This window comes from Actinomadura sediminis, assembly GCF_042675525.1.
GTDB lineage: Bacteria > Actinomycetota > Actinomycetes > Streptosporangiales > Streptosporangiaceae > Spirillospora > Spirillospora sediminis.
The window spans coordinates 40,982-65,675 of sequence record NZ_JBHTJA010000022.1 but is presented as its reverse complement, the minus strand read 5'-3'; the positions used below and the strand labels follow the sequence as shown (position 1 = coordinate 65,675).

26 protein-coding genes and 1 riboswitch are annotated in these 24,694 nt (G+C 73.9%); of the genes, 12 read left to right on the top strand and 14 right to left on the bottom strand.

Annotated elements, in window-relative coordinates; all coding sequences use genetic code 11:
• Positions 1 to 272 precede the first annotated feature (272 nt).
• The 3 genes from ACFQ11_RS14355 (at position 273) to ACFQ11_RS14345 (ending at position 1,998) form a co-directional block, all read left to right on the top strand.
• Positions 273 to 914 carry a hypothetical protein gene (locus ACFQ11_RS14355; RefSeq protein ID WP_378298793.1) on the top strand — a complete coding sequence of 214 codons (642 nt, stop codon included), beginning with the start codon at positions 273 to 275 and terminating at the stop codon, positions 912 to 914.
• Positions 911 to 1,396 carry a DUF6644 family protein gene (locus tag ACFQ11_RS14350; protein WP_378298792.1) on the top strand — a complete coding sequence of 162 codons (486 nt, stop codon included), beginning with the start codon at positions 911 to 913 and terminating at the stop codon, positions 1,394 to 1,396. The genes ACFQ11_RS14355 and ACFQ11_RS14350 overlap by 4 nt, the downstream gene beginning before the upstream one ends.
• A gap of 218 nt (positions 1,397 to 1,614) precedes the next feature.
• Entirely contained in the window at positions 1,615 to 1,998 is a 384-nt protein-coding gene (locus ACFQ11_RS14345) for a helix-turn-helix domain-containing protein (protein WP_378298791.1), read from the top strand.
• 24 nt (positions 1,999 to 2,022) lie between these two features.
• Here ACFQ11_RS14345 and ACFQ11_RS14340 read toward each other — a convergent pair whose 3' ends face one another.
• Together ACFQ11_RS14340 and ACFQ11_RS14335 are read right to left on the bottom strand one after the other, a co-directional pair.
• Positions 2,023 to 2,625 carry a ClpP family protease gene (locus ACFQ11_RS14340; protein ID WP_378298790.1) on the bottom strand — a complete coding sequence of 201 codons (603 nt, stop codon included), beginning with the start codon at positions 2,623 to 2,625 and terminating at the stop codon, positions 2,023 to 2,025.
• On the bottom strand, positions 2,622 to 3,245 hold the full coding sequence (locus ACFQ11_RS14335; protein WP_378298789.1) for a ClpP family protease: 624 nt from the start codon (positions 3,243 to 3,245) through the stop codon (positions 2,622 to 2,624). Before ACFQ11_RS14335 ends, ACFQ11_RS14340 begins: the two co-directional genes overlap by 4 nt.
• Before the next feature lie 313 nt (positions 3,246 to 3,558).
• Here ACFQ11_RS14335 and ACFQ11_RS14330 point away from each other — a divergent pair, with 313 nt between their 5' ends.
• On the top strand, positions 3,559 to 4,614 hold the full coding sequence (locus ACFQ11_RS14330; RefSeq protein ID WP_378298788.1) for an NBR1-Ig-like domain-containing protein: 1,056 nt from the start codon (positions 3,559 to 3,561) through the stop codon (positions 4,612 to 4,614).
• Between the two features lie 9 nt (positions 4,615 to 4,623).
• On the opposite strand, the gene ACFQ11_RS14325 is transcribed toward ACFQ11_RS14330, so the two are convergent.
• The 3 genes from ACFQ11_RS14325 to ACFQ11_RS14315 form a co-directional block, all read right to left on the bottom strand.
• Positions 4,624 to 5,568, bottom strand: a complete 945-nt coding sequence (locus ACFQ11_RS14325; RefSeq protein ID WP_378298787.1) for a SpoIID/LytB domain-containing protein — start codon at positions 5,566 to 5,568, stop codon at positions 4,624 to 4,626.
• A gap of 28 nt (positions 5,569 to 5,596) precedes the next feature.
• Entirely contained in the window at positions 5,597 to 6,484 is an 888-nt protein-coding gene (locus ACFQ11_RS14320) for a peptidase inhibitor family I36 protein (protein WP_378298786.1), read from the bottom strand.
• A gap of 69 nt (positions 6,485 to 6,553) precedes the next feature.
• Positions 6,554 to 7,414 carry a peptidoglycan-binding domain-containing protein gene (locus ACFQ11_RS14315; protein WP_378298785.1) on the bottom strand — a complete coding sequence of 287 codons (861 nt, stop codon included), beginning with the start codon at positions 7,412 to 7,414 and terminating at the stop codon, positions 6,554 to 6,556.
• Positions 7,415 to 7,935: 521 nt separating this feature from the next.
• Positions 7,936 to 8,063: riboswitch (cyclic di-AMP (ydaO/yuaA leader) on the top strand.
• Positions 8,064 to 8,075: 12 nt separating this feature from the next.
• On the opposite strand from ACFQ11_RS14315, the gene ACFQ11_RS14310 reads away from it, so the two are divergent.
• Positions 8,076 to 8,873 (top strand): CHAP domain-containing protein, encoded by a 798-nt coding sequence (locus ACFQ11_RS14310; RefSeq protein ID WP_378298784.1) that lies wholly within the window; start codon positions 8,076 to 8,078, stop codon positions 8,871 to 8,873.
• A 144-nt stretch (positions 8,874 to 9,017) separates the two neighbouring features.
• On the top strand, positions 9,018 to 9,716 hold the full coding sequence (locus tag ACFQ11_RS14305; protein ID WP_378298783.1) for a FadR/GntR family transcriptional regulator: 699 nt from the start codon (positions 9,018 to 9,020) through the stop codon (positions 9,714 to 9,716).
• Between the two features lie 10 nt (positions 9,717 to 9,726).
• Here the strand turns inward: ACFQ11_RS14305 and ACFQ11_RS14300 are convergent, their stop codons facing one another.
• Both ACFQ11_RS14300 and ACFQ11_RS14295 read right to left on the bottom strand, forming a co-directional pair.
• Entirely contained in the window at positions 9,727 to 11,118 is a 1,392-nt protein-coding gene (locus tag ACFQ11_RS14300) for a GntP family permease (RefSeq protein ID WP_378298782.1), read from the bottom strand.
• A gap of 81 nt (positions 11,119 to 11,199) precedes the next feature.
• Positions 11,200 to 12,417, bottom strand: a complete 1,218-nt coding sequence (locus ACFQ11_RS14295) for a glycosyltransferase (protein ID WP_378298781.1) — start codon at positions 12,415 to 12,417, stop codon at positions 11,200 to 11,202.
• Positions 12,418 to 12,698: 281 nt separating this feature from the next.
• Between ACFQ11_RS14295 and ACFQ11_RS14290 the strand changes: the two genes are divergently transcribed.
• Positions 12,699 to 13,181, top strand: coding sequence for an AAA family ATPase (locus ACFQ11_RS14290; protein ID WP_378298780.1), 483 nt, complete (start codon positions 12,699 to 12,701; stop codon positions 13,179 to 13,181).
• Between the two features lie 188 nt (positions 13,182 to 13,369).
• On the opposite strand, the gene ACFQ11_RS14285 is transcribed toward ACFQ11_RS14290, so the two are convergent.
• The gene (locus ACFQ11_RS14285) at positions 13,370 to 14,446 is read right to left on the bottom strand and encodes a CU044_5270 family protein (RefSeq protein WP_378298779.1); all 1,077 of its coding nucleotides are present in this window, start codon (positions 14,444 to 14,446) and stop codon (positions 13,370 to 13,372) included.
• A complete protein-coding gene (locus ACFQ11_RS14280; protein WP_378298778.1) occupies positions 14,443 to 15,063 on the bottom strand; it encodes an RNA polymerase sigma factor in 621 nt (206 codons plus the stop codon). The genes ACFQ11_RS14285 and ACFQ11_RS14280 overlap by 4 nt, the downstream gene beginning before the upstream one ends.
• A 183-nt stretch (positions 15,064 to 15,246) precedes the next feature.
• Between ACFQ11_RS14280 and ACFQ11_RS14275 the strand changes: the two genes are divergently transcribed.
• On the top strand, positions 15,247 to 16,728 hold the full coding sequence (locus tag ACFQ11_RS14275) for a hypothetical protein (RefSeq protein ID WP_378298777.1): 1,482 nt from the start codon (positions 15,247 to 15,249) through the stop codon (positions 16,726 to 16,728).
• Here ACFQ11_RS14275 and ACFQ11_RS14270 read toward each other — a convergent pair.
• On the bottom strand, positions 16,651 to 17,943 hold the full coding sequence (locus ACFQ11_RS14270) for a hypothetical protein (protein ID WP_378298776.1): 1,293 nt from the start codon (positions 17,941 to 17,943) through the stop codon (positions 16,651 to 16,653). The two genes, ACFQ11_RS14275 and ACFQ11_RS14270, sit on opposite strands and share 78 nt — an antisense overlap.
• A gap of 167 nt (positions 17,944 to 18,110) precedes the next feature.
• Entirely contained in the window at positions 18,111 to 18,725 is a 615-nt protein-coding gene (locus ACFQ11_RS14265) for a TetR/AcrR family transcriptional regulator (RefSeq protein WP_378298775.1), read from the bottom strand.
• A 90-nt stretch (positions 18,726 to 18,815) separates the two neighbouring features.
• Between ACFQ11_RS14265 and ACFQ11_RS14260 the strand changes: the two genes are divergently transcribed.
• From ACFQ11_RS14260 to ACFQ11_RS14250, 3 genes are read left to right on the top strand one after another with little or no spacing between them, the layout of a single operon-like run.
• Positions 18,816 to 20,216: an MFS transporter gene (locus ACFQ11_RS14260; RefSeq protein ID WP_378298774.1), complete on the top strand. Its 1,401-nt coding sequence runs from the start codon at positions 18,816 to 18,818 to the stop codon at positions 20,214 to 20,216.
• A 29-nt stretch (positions 20,217 to 20,245) separates the two neighbouring features.
• On the top strand, positions 20,246 to 20,755 hold the full coding sequence (locus tag ACFQ11_RS14255) for a SigE family RNA polymerase sigma factor (protein WP_378298773.1): 510 nt from the start codon (positions 20,246 to 20,248) through the stop codon (positions 20,753 to 20,755).
• The gene (locus tag ACFQ11_RS14250; RefSeq protein WP_378298772.1) at positions 20,752 to 21,768 is read left to right on the top strand and encodes a hypothetical protein; all 1,017 of its coding nucleotides are present in this window, start codon (positions 20,752 to 20,754) and stop codon (positions 21,766 to 21,768) included. Before ACFQ11_RS14255 ends, ACFQ11_RS14250 begins: the two co-directional genes overlap by 4 nt.
• Positions 21,769 to 21,876: 108 nt before the next feature.
• Here ACFQ11_RS14250 and ACFQ11_RS14245 read toward each other — a convergent pair whose 3' ends face one another.
• From ACFQ11_RS14245 to ACFQ11_RS14235, 3 genes are all read right to left on the bottom strand, one after another.
• Positions 21,877 to 22,080 carry a cold-shock protein gene (locus ACFQ11_RS14245; protein ID WP_026403702.1) on the bottom strand — a complete coding sequence of 68 codons (204 nt, stop codon included), beginning with the start codon at positions 22,078 to 22,080 and terminating at the stop codon, positions 21,877 to 21,879.
• Positions 22,081 to 22,319: 239 nt separating this feature from the next.
• A complete protein-coding gene (locus ACFQ11_RS14240) occupies positions 22,320 to 23,795 on the bottom strand; it encodes an MFS transporter (RefSeq protein WP_378298771.1) in 1,476 nt (491 codons plus the stop codon).
• A 134-nt stretch (positions 23,796 to 23,929) separates the two neighbouring features.
• Entirely contained in the window at positions 23,930 to 24,322 is a 393-nt protein-coding gene (locus tag ACFQ11_RS14235; protein WP_378298770.1) for a DUF6223 family protein, read from the bottom strand.
• A gap of 192 nt (positions 24,323 to 24,514) precedes the next feature.
• On the opposite strand from ACFQ11_RS14235, the gene ACFQ11_RS14230 reads away from it, so the two are divergent.
• Positions 24,515 to 24,673 carry a hypothetical protein gene (locus ACFQ11_RS14230; RefSeq protein ID WP_378298769.1) on the top strand — a complete coding sequence of 53 codons (159 nt, stop codon included), beginning with the start codon at positions 24,515 to 24,517 and terminating at the stop codon, positions 24,671 to 24,673.
• Positions 24,674 to 24,694: the final 21 nt, after the last annotated feature.

The window sequence follows — 24,694 nt, the reverse complement described above, 5'->3', positions numbered from 1 at the left end:
CGGCCGACTCCCGGTAGAGATCGGTGCCGTCATCGTCGTGGACGAAAGGAGTCCCGGGGCGGTCATCGGGGGGTGCCGGTGGAAGCCGATCGCGAACCCGCGGTCGTACCCGAGGACGTCCGGCGGCTCGGCGTGCGTCACGGGGCCGAGGTAGCGCTCGGCACGCTCGAACAGACCGTCGCAGGGTGACGTCACCCCGAACCCTAGGGGCCTTTCGCGTTCCTTTATGTGCGCCTCAGTAGTAAGAGGGAGACTCACACGGGAGGACACGCATGATCGTCGGTTTCCTCATGTCGCACGGGATGCTCGCGCACCATGGGGGCGGCGGCAGCTACGACGCGAGCCGGCCGCTCTACCTGCGCGGGCGGGTGATCCAGGCGCGGTACGGGTTCCCCCACGCGCGGCTGCGGATCGAGGTTCCGGCGGACCTGGCCGTCCCGTCCCGGCTGCCCGGCGCCGAGCGGCTGCGCGGGCACGACGCGTGGAGCGGCCCGCCCGTCCCGGAGGGCGCGGGGCAGGTCCGCGAGCTGCTCCTGCCGCCCGACATCACCGGCACGCTGAACGACCTGTCCGGACGCCCGAACACCGGGGACGAGGTCGCGGCGATCGTCTACCGCCGGTGCGACGCCGAGGGCGACGAGTACGCGGGCGAACTGCGCGTCCAGATGATCTACACGGGCACGGGGGCCCACCGGTACCGGGGGTCGATCACCCGCATCGTGGACCGCTGCCTCGACGCCGCACGCTCCCGCTCGTCCGCGCCGGGCGCCCGGAGCACGCCGGGGCGGGCGGGCGGCCCGGCGGCGACCGGCGCGGACGACCCGCCGGTGTTCCTGCTGGGCGGGGGCGCGCTGGTGGCGGCGGGCCTGGTCGCGGGCCTGATCCGGCTCCGCACCCGCCGGGCGGGCCGATGACCCTGGACGGCGTCCTCACCTGGCTGGAGGCCACCGCCCCGGCCGCCGCCGTCCGGGACGGCCGGTGGACGTACGCGCTGACCGCGTCGGCCCACCTCGTCGGCATCGCCGCGATGTTCGGCGCCATCGCGATCTTCGATCTGCGGCTGCTGGGCGTTTCCCGGCGGCTCCCGGTCGCTGCCCTGGCCCGGCACACCCTCCCGTGGTCCCGCGCGGGGTTCGCCGTGGCCGCCGCCACCGGGCTCCTGCTGTTCTCGGCGAACGCCACGCTGGTCGCGCACAACACCGCGTTCCAGGTGAAGGTCCTGCTCATCGGCGCCGCGGGCCTGAACATCCTGCTCTTCCACACGGGCGTCTTCCGCACCGTCCGCGACTGGGACGACGGCGTCCGGCCCCCGCCGTCCGCCCGCGCCGCCGCCCTCGTCTCCCTCACCACCTGGCCGCTCGTGATCGTGTGCGGCCGCCTGATCGCCTACACCTGACCGCGGCCGCGCGGCGGAACCCCTCGTCGGCCAGGTGCCACCGCAGCCAGGCGGTGATGACGTGCTGCCCGTTGCGGGTGGCGAGGACGTGGTCGGTGCTGTCGAGGGTGATCGGGGAAATCGCCGGTGCGTCCGCCGGGCCGCCGCGTCCGTCCCCGGCCGTTCAGCGGTGGGCGGAACGCGTGGGCACGGCGGCGCCGCCGACTTACGATGTGCGCATGGCCGAGAGCACCCGATCGGACGAGACGCCGCGCGAGCCGGACTCGACGCGCCCGGCGGCGGAGCCGCTGTGGCGCGACGCGCTCGGCTCGTGCCTGCGCCGCCTGCGCCTCGAGCGCGGCGAGATCCTGGTCGAGACCGCCCGCCGCGCGGGGGTCTCGCCGCAGTACCTCTCCGAGATCGAACGCGGCGTCAAGGAGCCGTCGAGCGAGATGATCGCCGCGGTCGCGGGCGCCCTGGACACGACGCTCGCCGATCTGACGCTCGCGGTCGCGACGACCCTCCTGGCCGTCCCGGCCCGGACCGTCCCGGCGGGAACGGCGCGGGCCGGGTCCGCTCCGGCGAGCCCCACCTGCCGGGCCGCGTACGCCCTGGCCGCATAGGCGGGCCCCGGGGCCCTGGCGGGCCTACGCGGGGGCCGGCTGCCGCTCCTCGATCACGTGGTCGATGAGGCCGTACTCCAGCGCCCCCTCCGCGGTGAACACGCGGTCGCGGTCGGTGTCGGCGCGCAGCGTCGCGGTGTCCTGGCCGGTGTGCCGGGAGAGGATGTCCTCGATGTCCGCGCGCACGCGGACGACCTCGTCCGCCTGCAGGATGAGGTCCGGGATCGCGCCGCGGCCCTGCCCCATCGGCTGGTGCAGGACGACCCGGGTGTGCGGCAGCGCGGCGCGCTTGCCGGGCGTCCCCGCGGCGAGGAGCACGGCGCCGACGGCGACCGCCTGCCCCACGCACGTCGTCGCGACCTGCGGGCGGATGTAGCGCAGCGTGTCGTACACGGCGAGCATCGCGCTCGGGTCGCCGCCCTCGCAGTTGATGTAGAGCTGGATGTCGCGTTCGGGGCTGTCGGACTCCAGGTACAGCAGCTGCGCGACGAGGGCGTTCGCGACGCCCGCGTCGATGCCGGTGCCGAGGTAGATGATCCGCTCCGTGAGCAGGTGCGAGTAGACGTCCATGATCCGCTCGCCGCGGGGATGCTGCGCGATGACGTTCGGGATCGTGTAGGTGCTCATCGGACGTCTCCCTCGCGGCGGAGCCCGGCGGGCCGGCGGGCGGCGGGCGCGATCTCGTCGAAGTCGCCGACGATCGCGTCGACGAACCCGTACTCGAGCGCCTCCCGCGCCGTGTACCAGCGGTCGTGCAGCGAGTCCTCGAAGACCCGGTCGAGGGGCTGGCCGGTGTCCTCGGCGATGAGCCCGAGGACGGTGTCGCGGGTGTGGCGCAGGTCGCCGGCCTGGAGTTCGATGTCGACGGCGGCCCCGGCGATCCCGGCGGAGCCCTGGTGCATCAGCACGCGGGCGTGCGGCATCGCGCGGCGCTTGCCGCGGGTCCCGGACGACAGCAGGAACTGGCCCGCGCTGTAGGCGATGCCGAGCACCAGGGTGGACACGTCGCACGGGACGAGCCGCATGACGTCGCGGATGGCGAGCATGGACGGCACCGACCCGCCGGGGGAGTGGATCCACAGGGAGATGTCGGCCGCCGCGTCCTCCCGCGCGAGGGTGATCAGCTGCGTCGCCAGCAGCGTGCCGTTGTCGTCGTCGAGCGCGCCGTCGAGGACGAGGACGCGCTGCCGGTAGAGCTCGTTGCGTACCCGTTCGTTGAACAACGGGATTTTCTGTTCCTCGCTCATGACTTCACTGTGCGGTGCGGGAGGCACTGCCCACGGCCCGATCTGCCCACGGCGGATCTGCTCAGAGCAGCGCGGACCCGCCACCGTGCCGCTTCCCCGTTCGGTCTCAATTCCGTACCCATTCCGACATCCCTCTTCCGTTTCGGCCGACAATGCCGATCCCGGACGCCTTCCTCGCGGCACCGCCGTTGACGTGCGGGTTCTTTCGGGCCACTGATCCTTCATGTGGCCGAAACCGTTATGCCTTGTCCCGGACCCCGCCGATACGGGTTCGGGCTTGAGGGACGGCCATGGGCGCTGTTAGCTTCACCCGGTGGGCGACAAGCGTGCACAGGCGGCGATCGCGGATTTCGCGGCGGCTCTGCGAGAGTTGCGCAACTCGGTCGGTAACCCGCCTTTCCGCGAGATGTCCGGACGGTCGGGAGCCATCTCCCACACGACGCTGCACGAAGCCACGAAGGGGAACAAACTCCCGAGCTGGGGAACGACGGTCGAGTTCGTCAAGGCGTGCGGCGGCGACCCGTCCGAGTACCGGGAACGCTGGGAGAGCGCGAACCGGACGGTCCGCTCCGCGACCGCCAAGGGCGCCCCGTCCGCCCCGCCCCCCGAACCCGCGGCCGCCGCGCCAGTCCCGCCCGTCCCCGAGACCGGCGACGCCCGGGACGCCGGCGTGCCCCGGCCGGACCCGGAGAGTCCCGCGTCCGGTGAGGCCGCGGACGGCGGGGGACCGGCGGCCCCCGCGACCGGGGGCCGGGCACGGCCCCGGCCGACCCGCGCCGTGGCGGCGGCGCTCGCGACGGCGGCCGCCGGTCTCGGGTCGGCGGCCCTCATCGTGGTCGTCGTCGACCGCGACTCCGCGGCGGGCGGGAACGGCCCGAAGCCGTCCGGCGTCGTCCCCGCGAAGGCCGCGCCGGCCCCGGCCGACTGCCCGGTGCGCGCGACCAACCCGCCCCCGGCCCCGCCGGCGCACGAGGGGGACGCGGCCGCCTTCATCACCGACGTCACGCTGCCCGACTGCACGCGCGTCCCGGCGCGCGGGACGGTGACCAAGGTGTGGCGGATCAAGAACGCCGGGACCGTGCCGTGGGAGGGATATTCGCTGCGCCGCCTCGACCTCCCGCAGCGCGCCGACCAATGCCAGACCATCTCCGATGTGCCGATCGACGACACCGGCCCCGGGGAAATGGTCGACATCCGGGTGGACATCGCCACGCCGAAGAAGCCGGGTTTATGTTACGTGCGCTTCAAGATGGTGGACGCCGAGGGAAAGGTCGCGTTTCCCGGAAGCCGCCCGGTCAACTTCCAGGTCATCGTGCAGGGACCCCGGTTCCCCGCCGTGGACGACACGACGGGGAACCGGGGCCGGTGATCCTTGGGATCAGTCGAGGACGATCCCGCTGTAGTAGGACTTGAGGATTCTGGAGTGGCTCCAGCCCGCGTTGGCCTTGTCACGGGAGCCGTACTGCGACATCCAGTCCCCGTTGACCCAGGCGCCGCACGCCGTCGTCGTGGCGCAGTAGTGGGCCTGCATGATCTTCCCGCTCCGGGTCATCCGGGTGCCCCACGTCGCGTCCACCGCGGCGCTCGTCGACGCCTTCGCCGAGCCCGGCCGGTACACCTGGCTCGACGTGGTGTCGTAGACGTCGAAGCACCGGCCGTCCGACGTCTTGCGCGTCGAGTGCAGCGCCCAGTACCAGCCGAAGCTCTTGACCGCCACCGCCCCGGCCCGCAGGGACTCCTGCGGCCAGCTCGGGACCCACTCGTTGGGCAGGACGTTCTTGACGTACGTCTTGAACGGGACCCGGTCCACGCGGTTCAGCGACACCCGGTACACCAGGATGGTCGTGGGCAGTTTGCTGTGGGTGCCGTCGGTCTTGCACCCGGTCGGCGGTGTGGAGCTCAGGAACCGGTGCGAGGCGTTCTGGTTCTTCAGGGTGGCGTTCAGGTTGCCCTTGGCGCCCGGCTTGAAGTCCTGGTACGCGCCGCCGTAGTTGCTGTTGTAGTAGACGCGGACGGTCTTGCCGCTGCGGTTCCAGGCGGACGCGGCCTCGTTCTTGACGCATTCGCCCTTGCCGTTGCCCGGCCCCTTGAACTCGTAGCAGGTGGGCTGCGTGGTGCCGTAGTCGGCGATGGACCCGGTGAAGTCCGAGACGGATCCCGCGTTGCCGCTGTTGAAGTAGTAGCAGAACTCGCCGCTCTCGCACACGCCGTTGCGGCTGGCGGCCGAGGCGGTGGACGCCGGGATGAGGATCGCCCCGCCGAGGGCCGTCGCGGCGGCCGCCGCGGTCAGCCGCGGGACCAGCCGTCCGGTTCGTGTCGACACAGTCGTCTTCCTCTTCTGCCGTGTGGCGTTATCGGACGTTGTAGCCCTGCGAGCGCCAGAAGGCGTTCGGGTTCGGGTTGTCCAGCACCGGGTCGCCGACGCTCTTGGCCGCGTGCGTCCGCCTTCCGGGGCGCATCTCGACGTGGGTGTGCGCGGCCGAGCTGGACGACACCCCGCGCCACGACTCGTCCGCGATGATCTCACCGCGGCTGATCGTGTCGCCCACGCTCACCCCGGACCGCGGCGCCGTGTGCAGGTAGATGATCGACTTGTTCAGCGAGGCGTTGTAGACGGAGATCGTGGAGAGCCCGCCGCTGCCGGTGGCCCCGCGCGCGACGTAGATGACCTTGCCGCTGACGAGGGCGTGGACGTCCGAGCCGACGCCGCGGGCGAAGTCGATGCCCTCGTGCCGTCCGGGCGTGGACTCGTAGCCGTCGAACGCGGCGGTGAGCCGCCCGCCGCTCGCCTTGTACAGCGCGTACGACATGTTGGTCCGCGACGACGGCGAGAACTGGTGGGAGGCGTTCTGGTTCTTCAGGGTGGCGTTCAGGTTGCCCTTGGCGCCCGCTTTGAAGTCCTGGTACGCGCCGCCGTAGTTGCTGTTGTAGTGCACGCGGACGGTTTTGCCGCTGCGGTTCCACACGGAGGCGGCGTTGTTCTTGATGCACTGGCCCTTGCCGTTGCCCGCGCCCTTGAACTCGTAGCAGGAGGGCTGTTCGGTGCCGTAGTTGGCGATGGACCCGGTGAAGTCCGAGACGGAGCCCTGGTTGTTGCTGTTGTAGTAGTAGCAGAACTCGCCGCTCTCGCAGACGCCGTTGCGGCTCGCGGCCGAGGCGGGCGCGGCGAGGACGGACGCCGCGCTCCCGAGCGCGATCGCGGCGGTGGACACGGTGAGGATCCGGGTGAACGTGCTCATGCTGGTCTCCCTCTGTTCGCGGAATCTGGCTGTCGGGCGGGTTCGGCGGGCGGGGCCGGCGGGCGGGGGTCAGCGGCGGCGGTACTCCTCCCAGGTGCGGATGGTCACCTTCGGGCCGTCGTCCGGGCCGCGGCCGGCGAGCCCGTTCAGGCCGAGGTAGTAGTCGCCGACCTGGTGCTGGGCGCGGGTGGACAGGTCGGTGTCGTTGATGGCGACGGCGTGGACGTGCCACGGCCAGTCGCCCTGCGCGGGGCTGCGCACCCAGGCCGCGAAGCCGACCCGGCGCAGCTCGCGGGCGGCCGCGGTGCGTTCGGCGGCGTCCATCCCCGCGACCGAGATGTCGACGGCGCCGCCGCCGTCGTGCGTCCCCGCGGACGTCGGGTCGCCGCCGGGGTTGTACGACCCCTGGTCGAGGACGAACGCGCGGCCGAGCCGCCGCTCCGCCTCGAGCAGCATGCTCCGCGTGCGGGTGTTGACGACGACGCCGCGCATCGGCACCCGGTCGCCCGGCGCGATCACGCGGGTGACCCGGAAGCGTCCGGCGCCGAGTTCGGTGAGCGACGTCCTGCCCGGCAGCCCGTTCGCGTCGAGGCCGGTGTAGCCGAGCGACTTCTGGAACTTCGCGTACGCGGCGATCGTCGAGGTCCCGAAGTACCCGTCGACCCATTTGGCGTCGAGCAGGCGCCGGTCGCGCAGCGCCCGCTCGACGAGCAGCACGCTCGCCTCGGCGCCGGGGGTCAGCGTGTCGTCGGCCCTGCGCGGGTCGATCTGGGCGGCCTTGACGGTCGCCTCCATGTTCACGCTCGGGAGCGCGGCGGCCGCCCGCGCGGGCGGCGCCCCCGCCGTCGCGACCGGGAGGGCGAGCAGGCCCGCCACGGCGAGGGCGGCGTACGACAGCGGCTTCGAGGCGGGCTTGAAGGGCAGCTTCATCGTTTCCCCTGGATGCGGGAGCTTGGGGCGAAGGCCATGGCGAGTGCATGGCGGAGTCCACCGTCACCCGCCGTCCACGGATCCACAAGAAGATCGTTGTTGTCAGCTTGTCCGCCGCGCTTCTCCGTACAGGCGAACACGTCGTCTGACAGGCGCCGACGCCACCGCCTGACGCCACCGCGCGCCGTGGCGGCGATCGCGGGCGGGACGGCGGGCCCGGGACGGCGGGGAAGATCGGGAAGAACATCCCGAGGGCGGGTGTTGGTACGTACTTGAAGGTGCTTGACCAGGGAAGAGATCGATTTTGGTCTGGTTTGCTTCCCTTGACATGGTTGGTACCTTCAATCTGAACTTCGCAGCAGTACGAGTGCTGCGGTCGGCCGTGCCAGGGATACGGCCGTCGTCGCGGAGCGGATCCCGCACGCGACGCGCGCCAGGAACGCGCGCCCTTTCGAGAGCAGTCGCTCACCGAATCCGACAATCCAGCGCCGCACGCGCGGCGTGCAGGCCGAGTCCGCATGGGCCCACGAGGGCCGAGCGGAGCCGGGGACCCGAGCAACAGGGGTGAATCGGCGCGCCCAGAGCGCGCCGTAGGGCTCTTCCATGCCCGAATCCGTCAGCTAACCCGGTAGGCGCCATGGGAGACAAGGAGATTCCCTGCATGACCGGTCGTTTTGATCGTATTACCGAGTCCGTCAAGCGCCTCGACGTCCGGGCCGCCGCCAAGCGGCTGGCCCCCGAGGACCGGGCCGTCGGCGTCGCCCTCGGCGCGGTGCTGGCCGGCACCGCCGGGCTGGCGGCCTTCCACCCGCTCGGCGGGGCCGACGCGGCCACCGACGCGCAGGGCTCGGCCGACGGCGCCGTCGCGATGGCGCAGCACCCCGCGAAGGCGGAGAAGTCCGAGGCGTCCGGCGCGATGACGACCGCCGAGGCCAAGGCCGCGGGCTGGAAGGTCGCGCCGCGCGCCGTCGAGGCGTCCGAGGTGATCGACCTGGCCAAGGAGCAGGTCGGCATCGAGGAAGAGGGCCCGGGCGACATGACCAAGTTCCACGACTGGTACGTGTCGACGCCGCACGCCGAGGCGACCGCGGCCCGCGACGGCGGCTTCTCCGTCGCCGCCTACAAGGGCGCCCAGTGGTGCGACATGTTCGTGTCCTGGCTGGGCTCGCAGACCGGCGTCAAGAACATGGGCTGGGACGCCTACACCGTCCAGCACGCGAGCTGGTTCAAGGACCAGGGCGCGTGGGGCCACAAGCCCAAGCCCGGTGCGGTCGTGTTCTACGACTGGAGCGCCGGCTCGGGCGGTGACATCGGCGACATCGACCACGTCGGCATCGTCGAGAAGGACAACGGCGACGGCACCATCAGCACCATCGAGGGCAACGTCGACAACTCCGTCCAGGAGAAGACCCGCGACAAGGGCCAGGTCGTCGGCTACGGCTACCCCGACTACGCCTGATCCCCGACCGCGCGACCGAAGGCGTCCGGCACCCGCCGGACGCCTTCGGCGTCTCCGCCCGGGGGAGAGACGCGGCGCACGGGCCCGGTTCGCGCCCGCCCCACGCGATCAAGGGGTCGTCGCGCCGCGGGTACGCTGGCGGGCATGCCGACCCTGCACGAGGAGGTCCTCGCCAAGCTCGGGCCGCTGATCATCTCCGGGGCCCTCGCGCCGGGGTCGAAGGTCAACCTGGAGTGGGTGCAGCAGGAGTTCGGCGTGTCCCGGACGGTCGCCCGCGAGGCGGTGCAGGTGCTCGCGTCGATGCGGCTGGTGGCGAGCCGCCGGCGGACCGGCGTCACGGTCCTGCCGGAGGACGAGTGGGACTCCTTCGACCGCGCCGTGATCAGGTGGCGGCTCGGCGGGCCGGAACGGGACGCGCACCTGCACCAGCTCTCGCAGCTGCGCACGGCGATCGAACCGCCCGCCGCCGCGCTCGCCGCCCGGCACGCGGACGCCCGGCAGCGGGACCGGATCGTCGAGCTCGGGGCGGCGATGGAGGCGGCGGGCGCGGCCGGTGACCTGGGGACGTTCCTCGATCACGACATCGCGTACCACCGGCTGCTGCTCGAGGCGTCGGGGAACGCGATGTTCGCCGGGCTCGCCCACGTCGTGGAGGAGGTGCTGCGCGGGCGCACGCTGCACCGGCTGATGCCGTCCCGGCCGAAGCCCGAGGCCCGCCGGCTCCATCTCGTGGTGGCCGAGGCCGTCGCCGGACGCGAGGCCGAGGTCGCGCGGGCCGCGATGACGGCGATCTGCGTCGAGGTCGCCGACGAGATGGGCCGGCTGGGCGGGACGGGCGCCTGACCGGGCGGGGTCAGACGACCATCCACAGCAGGCCGGCGATCGCGAACACCGACAGCCCGAGCGTCGTCTCCAGGACGGTCCAGGTCTTCAGCGTGGTCTTCTCGTCCATCCCGAACAGGCGGCTCACCAGCCAGAAGCCCGAGTCGTTCACGTGCGACAGCACGGTTGCGCCCGCCGCGATGGCGATCACGAGGAGCGTCAGCTTGACGTCGCTCAGCCCGGCGTCGGAGACCGCTCCGGCGATCAGCCCGCCGGTCGTGGTCAGCGCGACGGTGGCCGAGCCCTGCGCGACGCGCAGCAGGGTCGCGATGATGAACGCCTGCAGGATCAGCGAGATGCCGAGGTCGGACAGGCTCCCGCTCAGCGCGTCGCCGATGCCGCTGAGCTCCAGCACCCCGCCGAACATGCCGCCCGCACCGGTGATCAGGATGATGGCGCACACCGGGCCGAGGGCCTGGTCGACGACCCGGCTGACGGTGGCCATCGGCGCGTTGGGCCGGCCGAGCAGCAGGATCGCGGCGATGACCGTGACCAGCAGGGCCACCGGGGTGATGCCGATCAGGCTCAGGTAGCCGACCCAGGCCTGCCCCTCGGCGAGCACGCCGGTGTCGACGAGCGTCGTGAGCACCGTGTTGAACGAGATCAGCACCAGCGGGATGAGCAGCAGGAGCAGGACCGTGCCGAAGGACGGCGCCCGCCAGTCGGCGTCCTCCGCCTTCTTCCCGTCCCGCACCTCGCCGAAGACGACGTCCGACACCGACACGTTCACCCTCGCCGCGAGGAAGCGGGAGACCAGCATCACGCCGACGTACCAGGCCACCACCGCGATCGGGAGGCCGATGAGCAGCGTGAGCCCGACGTTGGCGCCGATCAGGTTCGACGCCGCGACGGGGCCGGGGTGGGGCGGGACGGTCGCGTGCATCACGGCGAACGCGCCCGCCGCGGGCAGCGCGTAGTAGAGCACGGACCCGCCGAAGCGCCGCGCCACCGTGAGGATGATCGGGACGAAGACGACGAGCCCCGCGTCGAAGAAGATCGGGAACCCGAACAGCAGCGACGCGACGCCCAGCGCCATCGGCGCCCGTTTCTCGCCGAACCGGCCGATGAGCGTGTCCGCGAGCGTCTGCGCGCCGCCGGTCACCTCCAGCAGCCGGCCGAGCATGACGCCGAACGCCACCAGCAGCGCCACGCCGCCGATCGTGTCGGCGAACCCGAACATCAGGACGTCCGGGATGTCGCCCGGCTCGAACCCGACGGCGATGGCCGTCAGCACGCTCACCAGGACGAGGGACACGAAGGCGTGCAGCTTCACCTTCATGATCAGGAACAGCAGCACCGCCACGGCGGCGGCCGCTATCAGCAACAGCGTGACGGTCCCGTACTGGGGCTCGATCGCTTCCACGGCGCCTCCGCTAGGTTTCGCCCGGCCGGTCGCGGGCGCGTACGCACACCTTGCCGCAAAGGTACTACCTTTACAAGGCCGTCAGGTACGTCCGTTTTCGACCAGATCAAGCAGCAGTTTCGCGGCCGTCTCGGCCCCGTCGGCACGCACCGTCCCGGCCACGGCCTCCGCCCTCGCCCGGGTGCCGGGGTCCAGCGCCTTGCCGAGCGCCGCCGACAGGGACGCCGAGTCCGGCACCGGACCGTCGTGGGCCGCGCCGATGCCCAGCGCGTCCACCCGGCGCGCCCAGTACGGCTGGTCGCCGATCTGGGGCACCACCACCTGCGGCGCGCCCGCCCGCGCGGCCGCGGTCGTGGTGCCCGCACCGCCGTGGTGCACGACCGCCGCCACCCGGCCGAACAGCGCCTGCTGGTTGACCTCCCCGACGGTGAGGCAGTCGTCGCGGTCGTCGATCGCCGCGAGGCCGGCCCATCCGCGCCCGACGACGACGCGGCGGCCGTGCGCCCGGATCGCCCCGATGGCGGTGCGGGCCGCGTCCGCCGGGGCGGGCAGGCTGCCGAACCCCACGAACACCGGCGGCGCACCGGCCCCCAGGAACGCCTCGAGGTCGTCCGGCAGCGGGCGTTCGTCCGGCAGGATCCACGCGCCGGTCTGCACGACGTCCAGGCCCGCGTGCTCCCGCCACGGTGCCAGGACCGGGTCCGCCGCCAGGAACGGCCGGTCGCCGAACATGTAGTCGCGGACATTGCCCACCGGCGGCAGCCCGGCGGCCGCGCGGTTGACGTTGAGCGCCTCGCCGAACACCGCGTTGTGGTTCCGCACGGACAGCTCGTCCAGCTCCCGCGCGCCGGTCACCTCCGGCGGGATCGGACGGCCCGGCAGCGGCGCCGGCCGCTGGTGCGGCGACGGAAGGAACATCGGGCAGTGACTCACGTGCACGGCGGCGGCCCCCAGCTTCTCGGCCACCGAGCGCGCACCGACCGCCGCGGGCACCAGGCCGGACACCACCATCGCGTCGCACCCCGCGTCCGCCGCGGCGGCCAGCCCGTCCAGTTGCGCCGCGACCAGGTCGCGCGCGAACCGGGGCACGTCCGCCGCCGACGGCCGTTCCCCCTGCGCCAGCCGGCGGGCGGGCGGCCCCACCGGCACCAGCGGCACCCCGGCCTCGGCCAGCCGGTCCGCGCAGTCGGGCGGCGCGCACACCACCGCCTCGGCGCCGAGACCGCGCAGCCGCACCGCCAGCGCCGCCAGCGGCTCGACGCCCCCGCGCGAGTCGTACGTCGACAACAGCACCCGCATGCCGCATCCCCCGTTTTCGCAGGTTCCGGTTTCGGGCGACGATTCTGCGGCACCACCGGGGCCTTGCCGCAAGCCCCCAGGTGCGCTATAGATTGAAAATGGCGGGAGGTCATCTCCCCGCCCCGGACGGCCGCCGAGCAGCGCGAACATCATGTTCGCCCAGGCGGCGATGACCGCCCATATGGCTCCGGAATTTCCCGACGAGCGGGTTCCGTGACGGCGCGAAGAACGCTTTCCCCGAACACGAGCCGTCCCCGGACAAGGCCCGGCAGGATGGGAACGTGGGCGAGGTCGCGGTGCTGATCGGATTGCAGGCGTCCGGGAAGACGACGTTCTACCGGGCGCGGCTCGCCGCGACGCACGTCCACGTGAGCAAGGACCACTTCCCCAAGGCGCGCCGGAAGCAGGCCCGGCAGATGCGGCTCGTCGCGGAGGCGCTGGCGGACGGCCGGGACGTCGCCGTCGACAACACGAACCCGTCACCGGACGAGTGGGCGCCGCTGATCGAGGCCGGGCACCGGTGCGGGGCGCGCGTCGTCGGCTACTGGTTCCCGCCGGACGTCGCCCTGTCGATGCGGCGCAACGCGCTGCGGCCGCCGGAGATCCGGGTGCCGGACGTCGGCGTCTATGCGACGCTCAAGCGGCTGCGCCGCCCCGAACCCGGGGACGGGTTCGACGAGCTGTGGTCGGTGCGGCCGGACGGGCGCGGCGGGTTCGCCGTCGCGCCGCTGGAGGACGGTGCCGACGAGACTCGACGACCTTGAGACGCGGATGCGGGCGCGGCGCGGTGCGCGGTACGGACGGGCCCGGCCGTGCGGCGTCACGCGGGGGACGCGGACTCGGCGCGCTCGGCCGGACGGGGGCCCGCCGGCGTCACCGGCCCGGGGCACGGCGGACGGGACGCCTGCGTCGGGCGTCCCGTCCTGGGCGGCGTGCGGTCAGCGGCGTGCGGTCAGCGGCGTGCGCCGGGCTTGTCGACGACGCGCATCTCGAGCTGGGCGGTCAGCTCCAGGACCGCGCCCTTCCGGACCGTCCCGCCGCCGTCCACCGCGTGGTCGCGGACGGCCTGCGAGCGGGTGCCGAGGTAACGGTAGGTGTCCGGATCGAGGATGATCACCTGGCGGGCCCAGCCGTCGAAGGTGTGCGCGAACGCCACGCCGTGCCGTCCGGCGGCGTCCGTCTCGTCGGCACGCATCGACACGCCGGGGATGCGCGGCAGCGTCCGGTACAGCGCGGCCCGCAGTTCCGGCGGCAGGGGCCGCCGGAGCAGTTCGGCGATGGCGTCGAAGACCCCTCTGCCGTTCAGCGGCGGGCCCGGCGTGCCATCGGGGTCGGGGTATCCCAGGGTCGCCGGGTCGCGGAGGGCCCGCAGCAGGGCGTCCGGCTCGGTCGGCAGCCCGTCGACCACGCGCTGCATGTCGGGCCCGGGGTCCTTGTAGGTGGTGCGCTTGCCCGTCTCGTCCGTGCGCCAGCCGGCAGTGTGGACTTCCAGCTCGTCGCCCACGTACATGGCCGACGCCTGTCCGTCGACGCGTTCCCAGCTCTCGGCCATGTTCGTCTTCCCGGTGTCCATGCCGTGCCACCAGGTGTTCATGTCGCCCTTGAAATCCGCGGCCCGCTCCTTGACGTAGATCCACTGGTCCGGGCGCGGCGCCGTGTACGGGGCCTCCTCCGCGGCGCGGGCCGCCCGCTCCCCGAGCACGGCCGCCGCCGCGACGGACGTGCCGGGGCCGTCCCCCGGGTCGCCGACGTTCTGCGCGATGCCGATCCCGGCGGTGAGCGCGATTCCCAGCGCCCCGGCGACGGCCGCGCGGGAAACGAGCCGCCGCGTCGCCCGTCCGCGCCGTCCGGGACGGGCGCGGTGTTCGGGACGGGCGCGGTGTTCGGGCGCGGGAGGGGGCGTCCATTCGGCGCGCAGCCGGTCGCGTGCCGCGTCGGCGGCGGCGGCGGTGATCTTGGGGGTGTCGCGGCGCAGGTCCTTGAGCAGGTCGAGGTCGTTCATCGGTGGCCTCTCTTCCGTCGTGCTCATTCGTCGTGCTCGTCCGTCGCGGGGGCGTCGAGGGCGCGGCGGACCGTGCGCCGCGCCCGGTGGAGGCGGGACCGCACGGTGCCGACGGGCACCTCCAGGGCCCGGGCGACCTCCTCGTAGGTGAGGTCGCCCCAGGCGACCAGCAGCAGCACGTCGCGGTCGCCGCTCGACAGCCCGGCCAGCGCCCCCGCCAGCCGGCGCTGCTCGCTCTCGGCCGCGACCCGGGCGGTGACGGCGTCCGCCAGCGGCTCGGGCAGCGGGTCGGTCCCGGTGCGCCGCAGCGCCCGGTAATGCCGCTCCTCGGCCCGCCGGTGCCGGGCCACCAGGGTGGTCGCGATCCCGTACAGCCAGGGACGCGCCAGCGGCTGCGACAGGTCGTAGGTCGCGCGGCGGCGGAACGCCACCAGGAACGTCTCGCCCACGATGTCGTCGGCGGCGTGCACGCCCAGGCGCCGCGCGGCGTAGTGGTGGATCCGGCGGTGATGCCGGTCGAACAGCTCGGCGAACCGTTCGGGATCGTCCAGGGACAGCCGGATCACGTCGGCGTCCGCGAGCGCGCCCGCCCCGGGCGGTGTCGCGGGCGGTGTCGCGGACGGGGCGGCCGGGCCGGCCTTCACGAGGCGCCCGATCGTCGGTGCACCATGCGCTCCTCCAGCTCGAATCGGGATGAACACCCCTTGTCTCCCGGAACGCCGCAGGAGGTTCTCACCGCGCACGCCCGCCGCTCCGGCGCCCGGCGGCGGCGCCGGCCAGGGCGCGGGTCTGGCGGGGCGGGCGCGCGTCCTTCAGGATGATCCACCATGGTGCGTCTTCGGCATGATGTCCGGCTCGCCGCGTTGCCCGGGTCGCTGCCGGACGAGGTCGTGCGGCCGATCCTGGACGCCGTCGAAGGCCTCGCGATCGGGGGCGACGGCCTCCATGCCGGCGGCGGCGTGATCGCGGCGGCGCGGCTCGTCCAGGGGCGGCACCTCGCGGCCGGGTCCCGGTACGCGATCGAGCTTCCCGGCGGCGGCACCGCGGAGATCGTCGTCGGCTCGTGGGACCGGGCGCGGCGGATCCGGCTGGACGGGACGTTCGAGCGGGACGGCCACGCCGTGACGGCGACGCTCGACGTCGACACGACCGGCCGCCGGATCCGGGCGGTGCGGGTCACGGGCGGATACCGGGCGACGCGGGGGCGGCTGCGTTCCCTGCGGCGCGCGACCTGGGAGGGCGAGGCCCGGCTCGGGGACCGGACGGCGGTACCGGAGGCCGAGATCCGGGTCGCGCACCGGCTCGGCGTCGCGAACGCGCGGGTCGGGCCGGGCGGGCGGCGGGCCCGGATCACCGTGGGCGGGCGCGGGCGGGGCGTCCTGCGCCCGCTCGCCGCGCTGGGCCTGCTCGTCGCCCGGCGGCGGATCCGGGCCGGGTTCGCCGAGGCCGCGGACGGGTTCGCGGCCCGGTGGAACGAGGTCGTGCCGGGCCTCGCGAAACGCGACCTGCACGCGCCGGTCGTCCTCCGCCACACGGTGACCGCGCGGGCGCTGCCCCGGGACCGGGCGGAGGCGTTCGTCGCGGGCCTGCGCGAGGCGGCCGAGGGGCTGGAGTTCCAACGCGGACGGCTGGTGCGCGACGGCGGCACGACGGCGGACGTCCGGCTCGCGCACGGGAGGCACCTCGCGCGCGGCGCCCGCTACCGCCTGGCGGCCGTCCGCCCGGGCCCGGCCGAGGCGACCGTCGCCGCGTGGGACGCCGGCCGGGTCCGCGTCGAGTTCCGGACGGAGGACGGCGAGACGACCGGCGCGTTCGAGTTCCGGGCCGCCGGCCGCCTGGGCGCCTTCCGGGCCGAGTGGCGCAGCGCGCGGCCGGGTCCCTGGGCGGAGCTCGCCGCGGTCGCGTGCGAGGTCGACGCGGACCTGCACGGCTGGTGGACGTCCGGGGCGCCGATCGTCCGCGCGAACGTCCATGCGCTCGGCAGGGAGACGCTGTCGGTGAGCTGCGCCCCGGCGGGGGACGAGTGGGCGGTCACCTTCACCGAGACGCACGCGCTGCAGGACTGGGCCCGCCCGCTGTACTCCGTCGCCGCCGCGTTCAACCCCCTGCAGGACACCCTCCGCGTCCTGGCCGCGGGCGCCGCCGCCCACTGGGACGGCGCCGTCGCCGGAGCGGCCGACGACCCGCGCGCGGCCGCGGCCGCGCTCCTGGACGCCGTCCTGACCGGCGGGCTACTTGAGGACCTCCAGCTTCTCCGACTCGCCGGGGTAGACGACCAGGAGGTGCCGCTGGGCGGGACGTCCCCATGACGGGTCGGGCCTGCCGCGGCCGGTCACGTGCAGGCGGAGCCGGTACCGTCCGGGGCCGGCGACGGTGACGGCGGGGAACCCGGCCGAAGTTCCCATCTGGGTGATCTCGGTCTTCCCGTCCGGGCTGTCGAAGCCGACCTCGACGACCCGCTCCCAGCCGTCCAGGTCAGGCGGGGGCTCGTGGCGGTAGGCGCGTACGGTCAGGCAGAAACGGTCCTCGGTGCCGGTCGTGACCGTCGCCATTCCGCCTTCCGAGACGACCAGGTCGTCGGGCATCTCGCCGTCGTGGGTCCCTTCGGCGGCTTCGCCGACGTGGTACGCGCGCATCAGGTCGCCCATGAGCACGTCGGTGTACTGACGGACCGGCCGGACCACCGCTTCAGGCACTTGACGTTCGCAGAACGCCCGGACCTTCGCCCTTTCCCGCTTGTACTCTTCGGCGGCCCTCGCCCGCGTGCGCTTCTGTTCCTGTAGCCGAACTGCGGCGACGTCCGGGCATAGGTACACGTAATGCTGCAATGTCGGTTGCCGGGCACTCCGGGGCGCGGTTCGCCGCTCGTCGTCGCAGGCGCGGCGGCCCTCGTGGAGGAGGATCGTGTCCGATCGTTCCTCGGCGGAGCCCGGCAGGGGCTCCGACCCGGGGAACCGTGTGTTGTAGTCGCGCATGGCGCACAGGTACGCGAGCCTCCGTTCGTGCTCCGGCATGCCCGCGACCGCCTGCACCTGGACGTCTTCGGACCTCAGGGCGGGACGGGCGGCGTTCCTGCACGCTTCGGGGCTCGAAAGGGGCACGGGGCGGTCGCGGTCCCCCGCGGTGGCCAGGAGCGGCCCGAGGAGGGCGAGCGCGGCGGCCGTCCGGACGACGTTCCGCCCGGGCCGGTACGTCGCCGCCAGGACGAGCGCGAGCGGCAGCAGATCGTAGATCTGCCAGAAAGCCTGGCGGGTGCCGAACGGGTACCACAGTTCCACGCACGTCCGCCCCCATCGGGCGACGTCGTACCCGAACAGAGCGGGCTCGGCGAGGAGCAGCGGCGTGAGCAGCGCGATGGTCGTCCAGCCGACCGCACGCCGCCGGACGATCGACCACAGGACGAACGCGGGCAGGACGATCGCCCACGGGCGGTAGTGGAGCAAGTTGTACCCGGGCACCGACCACAGGTCGTGATGGTGCATCCACCCCTGGCACTGGCCGGTGCCGAGAATGTGCAGCCCCACTGCCAGCTTGGACGACCCGCCGAACAGTGCAGAGGCCAGACCCCAAGTCAGGGGCGCCGCGCTCACCGCGGCCGCGGCGATCCACAAATTCCTTTGTGCACGAGGGCTCCACTGCGACATGTTCGCAGGAGCGTAGAGGAGGTGTACGACATGCCGCACATGGGGCTCTAGTCCTCGCGAGGCCCGTAGAGGGCGGCGATCGAGCGTTCGACGCGGTCGCGGGCGGTGTCCGGGGCGGTGATGCCGATCAGCACGTAGTAGGCGAGGCCCTCGGCGTGCGCGATCAGGTCGACGGCGGCGGCGTCGGGGTCGGTCCCGGCGGGGAGGGCGCGGTCGCGGCGCAGGAGGGCGGCGACCTCCCCGTGGAACCGGGCGTACTCGTCGCGCATGCGGGCGGCGATGGCCTCGTCGGCGAGGGCGAGCGCGGTGAACGACTGGCGGACGCGCATGTGCGCGCGCGTCTCGGCGTCGCGGGCGATCAGTTCGGTGAGGACGGCCGTGAGGACGTCCCGGGGTGCGGCGTCGGCGAGGTCGCGGCCGACCTTCGCGCGGATGCGGGCGGTGCTCAGCGCGTTGCCCCGGTCGAACGCCGCCTCGATCAGCCGCTGCTTGGCGGGGAAGTAGTGCTGGACGCGTCCGGGCGAGACGCCCGCGCGCGCCGCGACCTCGGTCAGCGAGACCGCCGAGAGGCCGCGCTCGGCGACGATCGCGAGCACCGCGTCCGCGATCTCGTTCCGCCGCTCCTCGTGCCGGGCCCCGGGCCCGCGCGTCCGCCGTTCCATGTCCCTGCGCTTTCCAATGTGGTCGCATCGGATTGACCTGTCCAGTCTAGCCGCATACCCTGCCGGGCAAAACAATGTGGCCACATCGATATGGGGGTGCCGGTGGTACGGGTCGTCCTCGCGCTCGCGTGCGCGGCGCAGTTCATGGTGGTCCTGGACGTCTCGGTGGTGAACGTCGCGCTGCCCGCCGTGCAGGACGACCTCGGCTTCACCGACGCCGGGCTGCCGTGGGTCGCGGGCGCCTACACCCTCGCGTTCGCCGGGTTCCTGCTGCTCGGCGGGCGGCTCGCCGACCTCGCCGGTGCCCGGCGGACCTTCCTCGCGGGCCTCCTGCTGTTCTGCCTGCCCAGCCTCGTCGGCGGTCTCGCCGCGGCGCCCGGCGTGCTCGTCGCCGCCCGCGCCGCGCAGGGGATCGGCGCGGCCGTCCTCGCCCCCGCCACCCTCACGATCATCACCACGACGATCCCGGAGGGGCCCCGCCGGACCCGTGCCCTCGCCGTCTGGACGGCCGTCGGGCTGGTGGGCGGGGCGTCGGGCAACCTCGTCGGCGGGCTGCTCACCGAGACGCTGTCGTGGCGGTGGATCCTGCTGGTCAACGTGCCGGTCGGCCTCGCCGCCGCCGTCCTCGCCCGGCGCGTCCCGGCCGGGCGCCGCGCCCGCGCCCGCCGCCTGGACGTCCCCGGCGCGGTCGCCGCGACCGCCGGGCTGACGCTCCTCGCGTTCGGCGTCCTGCAGGCCGAGTCCCGGGGGTGGGCGGACGTCCGCACGGCCGGGGCGCTCGGCGGCGCGGTCGCCCTGCTGGGCGCGCTCGCCCGCATCGAGACGCGCGCCGCGGACCCGCTCCTCCCGCCGCGCCTGCTCCGGTCCCGCGGGGTCGGGCTCGGCAACGTCCTGATGCTGCTCGCCGGGGGCTGCTTCCAGGTGCCGATGTGGTACTTCCTCACCCTCTACATGCAGGACGTCCTGGGCCTCTCGGCGCTCGAGACCGGGCTCGGCTTCCTCCCGCACACCCTGGTGACGATGCTCGTGGGCCTCCAGGTGACGCCCCGGCTGATGCGGCGCGTGGACGATCGGGCGCTCGTCGCCGCCGGGGCCGCCGTCGCCGCGGCGGGTTTCCTGTGGCAGGGCGCCGCGGCGGGCCTTCTCACGCAGGGCGGCGGCTCGTACGTGCGCGACGTCCTCGGCCCGGCCGTCCTCGTCTCGGTCGGCGGCGGGCTGCTGAACACGCCGCTGACCGCCACGGTCACGGCGGGCGTCGCCGGGGCCGACGCGGGCGCCGCGTCCGGCCTGATGAACACCGCGAAGCAGGTCGGCGGGGCGGTCGGCCTCGCCGCGCTCGCCGCCGCGACCGGCACGTACGGCGCGGCCTTCCTGGCCATGTCGGTCATGCTGGGCGTCATGGCGGTCGCGTCCCTCGCCCTCCCCGCCCGCCGCGACGCACCGGACGTCCCGCGCCGCTCCGGGCAACCGAACGAGGGGTCTCGGCGGTAGTAGTCGGCAGGAGACCACCGGGAGGACGGATGCGGGACCGGCCGGACTATTCGGCATATGTGACAGAGCGGTCGCCGCGGCTGCTCAGGACCGCCTACCTGCTGTGCCGCGACTGGGGCCAGGCGGAGGATCTGCTCCAGACCGCGCTGGTCAAGGCGTGGCGGGCCTGGCGCCGCATCGGCGGCGACCCCGACCCGTACGTGTACCGGATCCTCGTCAACACGCACGCGTCGTGGGCGCGCCGCCGCTGGCGCGGGGAGCGCCCGACGGAGACGCCGCCGGACGGGCCCGACCCGGCCGACGCGTTCGACGCGGCCGACGACAAGGCCGTCCTGTGGGCGGCGCTCGGCCGGCTTCCGCGCGGGCAACGCGCCGTGCTCGTCCTGCGGTACTTCGAGGACCTGCCCGAGCAGCAGGTGGCGGAGATCCTCGGCTGCTCGGTGGGGACCGTCAAGAGCCAGGCCGGCAAGGCGCTCGCCAAGCTCCGCATCGACCCGGAGATCGTCGCGGCGGCGCCGCGGGGAGGGACTGACCGATGAGCCACGACCTGAAGGACCTGCGCGAGGTCATGGAAAGCCACAGTGCGGCCGGGAGCGTCGCCCCGGACCTGCACGAACGGCTCCGGCGCCGGATCAGGCGCGGGCGCCGCGCCCGGCTCGCCGCCGGGGCGGCGGGCGCCGCCGTGGCGGCCGGGGCCGTCGTCCCGGTCGTCTGGAGCCCCGGCGCGGAACCGGCGGAGGAGCGCGCCCCGGTCCTCGCGGGCGCGCCGAACGACGCGTTCACGTCCTCGCCGCCCAAGTACGGGATGAAGCCGCTCAAGGAGGTGCAGTTCTCCGCGATCGGCCGGAAGGCGCAGGTCTCGTACACGCCGACCGGGACGCACACGATGATCGAGTACCGGTGCTCGACGCCGTCCAAGGTGTACGCGGTGTCGTCGGACGGGGCGCTGTCGGGCGGCGGCTGCGACGAGAACGGCAGCGTGGAGAGCTACCGCCGGAACGACAAGGGCGCGGCCACGGTGCGGTACCAGGCCGTCGTGGTCCCTCCGGACGTCGAACTGCGGTCGGCGGCCGAACTCGACCGCTACGTCGAGTCGCACTCGTCGGCGCCCGGACGGTGGAGCGTCCGGGTCTACGGCGGGACGTGCGAGCTCGACTCCTGCTACGGCCCGCCCAAGGCAGGCAAGCGCCTGCCCGTGAAGGGCATGGATCGGCTGGCGCAGGGGACGGGCCCGGCGGACGGGCGCCCCCGCATGGTCAGGTTCCGCCCGACGGGCGAGTCGGTGCGGGTGCGCGTGACGTGCGTGGACGGCGCGGCGGTCGCGGTCGTGTCGTCGGGCGGGCGGCCCACGATGGCCCGGTGCGAGGCGGACGAGAACCTCGGCCTCGTCTGGGACCACCCGGTCACGCCCGGCGAATCGGCCAAGCTGAAGATCGCCGTGCTCCCCGCCGGAGCGGGCGTCCCGGCGTCCACCGACGAGGCGGACATCGAGAAGGCGATGGCGGAGGCCGACCCGGCCGGCACGTGGAAGGTGGAGATCTTCTCCGGCTGACCGCTCGCCGCACCCGCCGGCGGCGCGGACGGCGGGTGCGGTCCGCCCTCCGAGAGAACGCGAACGGGCCCCGGGCGGTATGCCCGGGGCCCGTCACGAGGACGTGCGTCAGCCGATGGTGATGTTCTCGGCCTGCAGGCCCTTCTGGCCCTGGGTGACGTCGAAGGTCACCTTCTGGCCCTCCTGCAGCTCGCGGAAGCCCTGCGCCGCGATGTTGCTGTAGTGCGCGAACACGTCGGCGCCGCCGTCGTCCTGCGCGATGAAGCCGAAGCCCTTTTCGGCGTTGAACCACTTCACGGTACCGGTAGCCATGAACGTCTCCTTCTCGGTTCTCTCCCGGTCCGCACCTTGCAGACTCGGGGTCGCTGCGTCGAACCCATCCGGAGAATCCAGATCAACAAAAAATGCGCCCGAGGTGGAAACCCTCAGGCGCATGCAAGAGTCTATGGGAACCGCAACTTTGACCCAGCCTACCACACCTTCGCGGGCGCGTCACCCTCGCCTCGCGTGACCCTGGCCGGGCGCCCCGCCGGGAGGCGCCCGGTTCCCGGTCACGCGTGGACGGCGAGTGCCGCGGCGTCCTCGGAGTCGTCCTCGCGCGGGGGGCGCGGCGCGTTCATCAGCAGTCCGACGATCAGCGCGCCGGCCAGGATGATCCCCGCGGCCCAAGCACCGGCCGCCTGGAACCCCTCGACCACGGCCTGCTGGGCGGCGGCGGGACCGTGCGCCGCCAGGTAGTCCGCGGTCGCGCCGGTGGCGATCGTGTTGAGCACCGCCGTCCCGATCGACGCGCCGATCTGCTGCGCGGTGTTGACACCGGCCGACGCCACGCCGGAGTCGTCCGGGTGCACCCCGCGGGTGGCGTAGTTGAGGGCCGTCGGCAGGATCATCCCCGCCCCGAAGCCGAACAGAAGCTGCGCCACCAGCACCCCGCTCGCGTACCCGCCGTCGACCTCCAGGGTGAGCATCCACAGCATTCCGCAGGCGCCGATGAGCATGCCCGGCACGATCAGCGCCCGCGGCGGGACCCTCGGCAGCAGCCGGGTGGTCAGCCCGCCGGCCGACACCAGCACCGCCGTGACCATCGGAAGGAACGCCACGCCCGTCCTGACCGGCGAGTACCCCATGACGACCTGCATGTAGTAGGTCAGGAACAGGAACGCCGCGAACATCCCGATGACGCTCAGGCCCACGGCCAGGTAGGCGGCGCCGCGCGTGCGGTCGGCGACGACCCGCAACGGCAGCAACGGATGCGGCACCCGCCGCTCCACCAGCGCGAACACGGCCAGCATCACCGCCCCGCCCGCCAGCAGGCCGACGACCGTCGCCGAACCCCAGCCGCTGGACTCGGCGCGTCCCGCCGCGTACACGATCGCGACCAGGCCCCCGGTGACCAGCACCACGCCCGGGACGTCGAACCGGGCCCCGCCCTCGCGCCGGGACTCCGCCAGCACGACGTACCCGCCGACCGCCGCGACCACCGCGAGCGGGACGTTGACGTACAGGCACCAGCGCCAGTCCAGGTACTCGGTCAGCGCCCCGCCCGCCAGAAGCCCCACCGCGCCGCCCGCGGCGGAGATCGCCCCCCAGATCCCGAACGCCTTGGCGCGCTCGTCCGGCCGGGTGAACGTCACCGTCAGCAGCGACAGCGCGGACGGTCCGAGCAGCGCGCCGAACACCCCCTGCAGGGCGCGCGTGGCCAGCAGCGTCTCGAATCCGGACGCCGCCCCTCCCAGCATCGACGCCCCGGCGAACCCGACGAGCGCGACCAGGAACGTCCGCCTGCGTCCGAAGTGATCGGCGATCCGCCCGCCGAGCAGCAGCAGCCCGCCGAACGCCAGCGTGTACGCGGTGACGATCCACTGCCGGTCCCCGTCGGAGACCTCCAGGTCCCGCTGGATGGACGGCAGCGCGATGTTCACGACCGTGGCGTCCAGAACGATCATGAGTTGGGCCAGTCCGATACAGAACAGCGCGGCTCGGCGGCGGGTGTCGCCCGCCGCCGCCTGCGCCTTCGTGGTTGCCATGACCTCGTCCTCGTCCGTGCTCCCGTGCGCCGGCCCCCGCCCGGCGCCATGACGAACACGAGACGCCGCCGCCCCGGCTCCTGTGACGCCTCCTCGATGTGACCTGCACCACCCCGCAGGAGGGCCGCGCGGGGTCAGCGGCGGCGGGCGCGGGTCAGCGCCAGCCCGCCGAGGGCCGTGCCGATCAGGCCCATCAGGAGCGCCACGTAGGCGCCGCCGAGGCCGTTGCCGGTGCCGAGGCCGCCGTCGGCGGTCGCGGCGACCACCGCCCCGAGGGCCGTGCCGGCCCCGCCCGCGACCAGGGCCGCGCCGGCGCCGGGCCGGGCGTTCCAGGTGCCGAGCAGGCGGGTGGAGCGGGCGAGGGCGCGCCTGCCGACGAGCGCGGCGACGAGGCCGGCCAGCGCGGCGACGACGGCCCCGAGCCGTCCGGCGCTCACGGCGTAGACGTCGGCGGCGGCGGGCCCGGCCAGGACGTGCGCGGCGGGCGGTGCGGCGGGCGGTGCGGCGAGGACGGTTCGGATCAGCATGGGGTTCCCTTCCCGGTGACGGATGTGGGCCGATCATGTCCGCCGGGCCCGGCGCCGGTCGTCCGGCGAACGCGGACAATCCCGGCTACCGCGGGGGCTGTGGAAGCGGTCCGGGTACCGCGTGCGCGGTAGCCGGGCGATCGTCCCGGCGCAGGAGTCGCCCGCGCGGGGCGTCCGGCTAGGGTTCGGCGCATGAGCGGGCCGCGGATCGGGGTCACCGACTGGGCGATCGCCCTGGGAACGGCCGCGATCCTGCTGGTCACCGGGCTGGCGGAGCCGCGCTCCGGCGCGGGTCCCGACCTGCTCGGCGGCGCGCTCCTGGTGGCCGGCGGCGTGTCGCTCGCCGCGTGACGGCTCGCGCCGCTGCCCGTC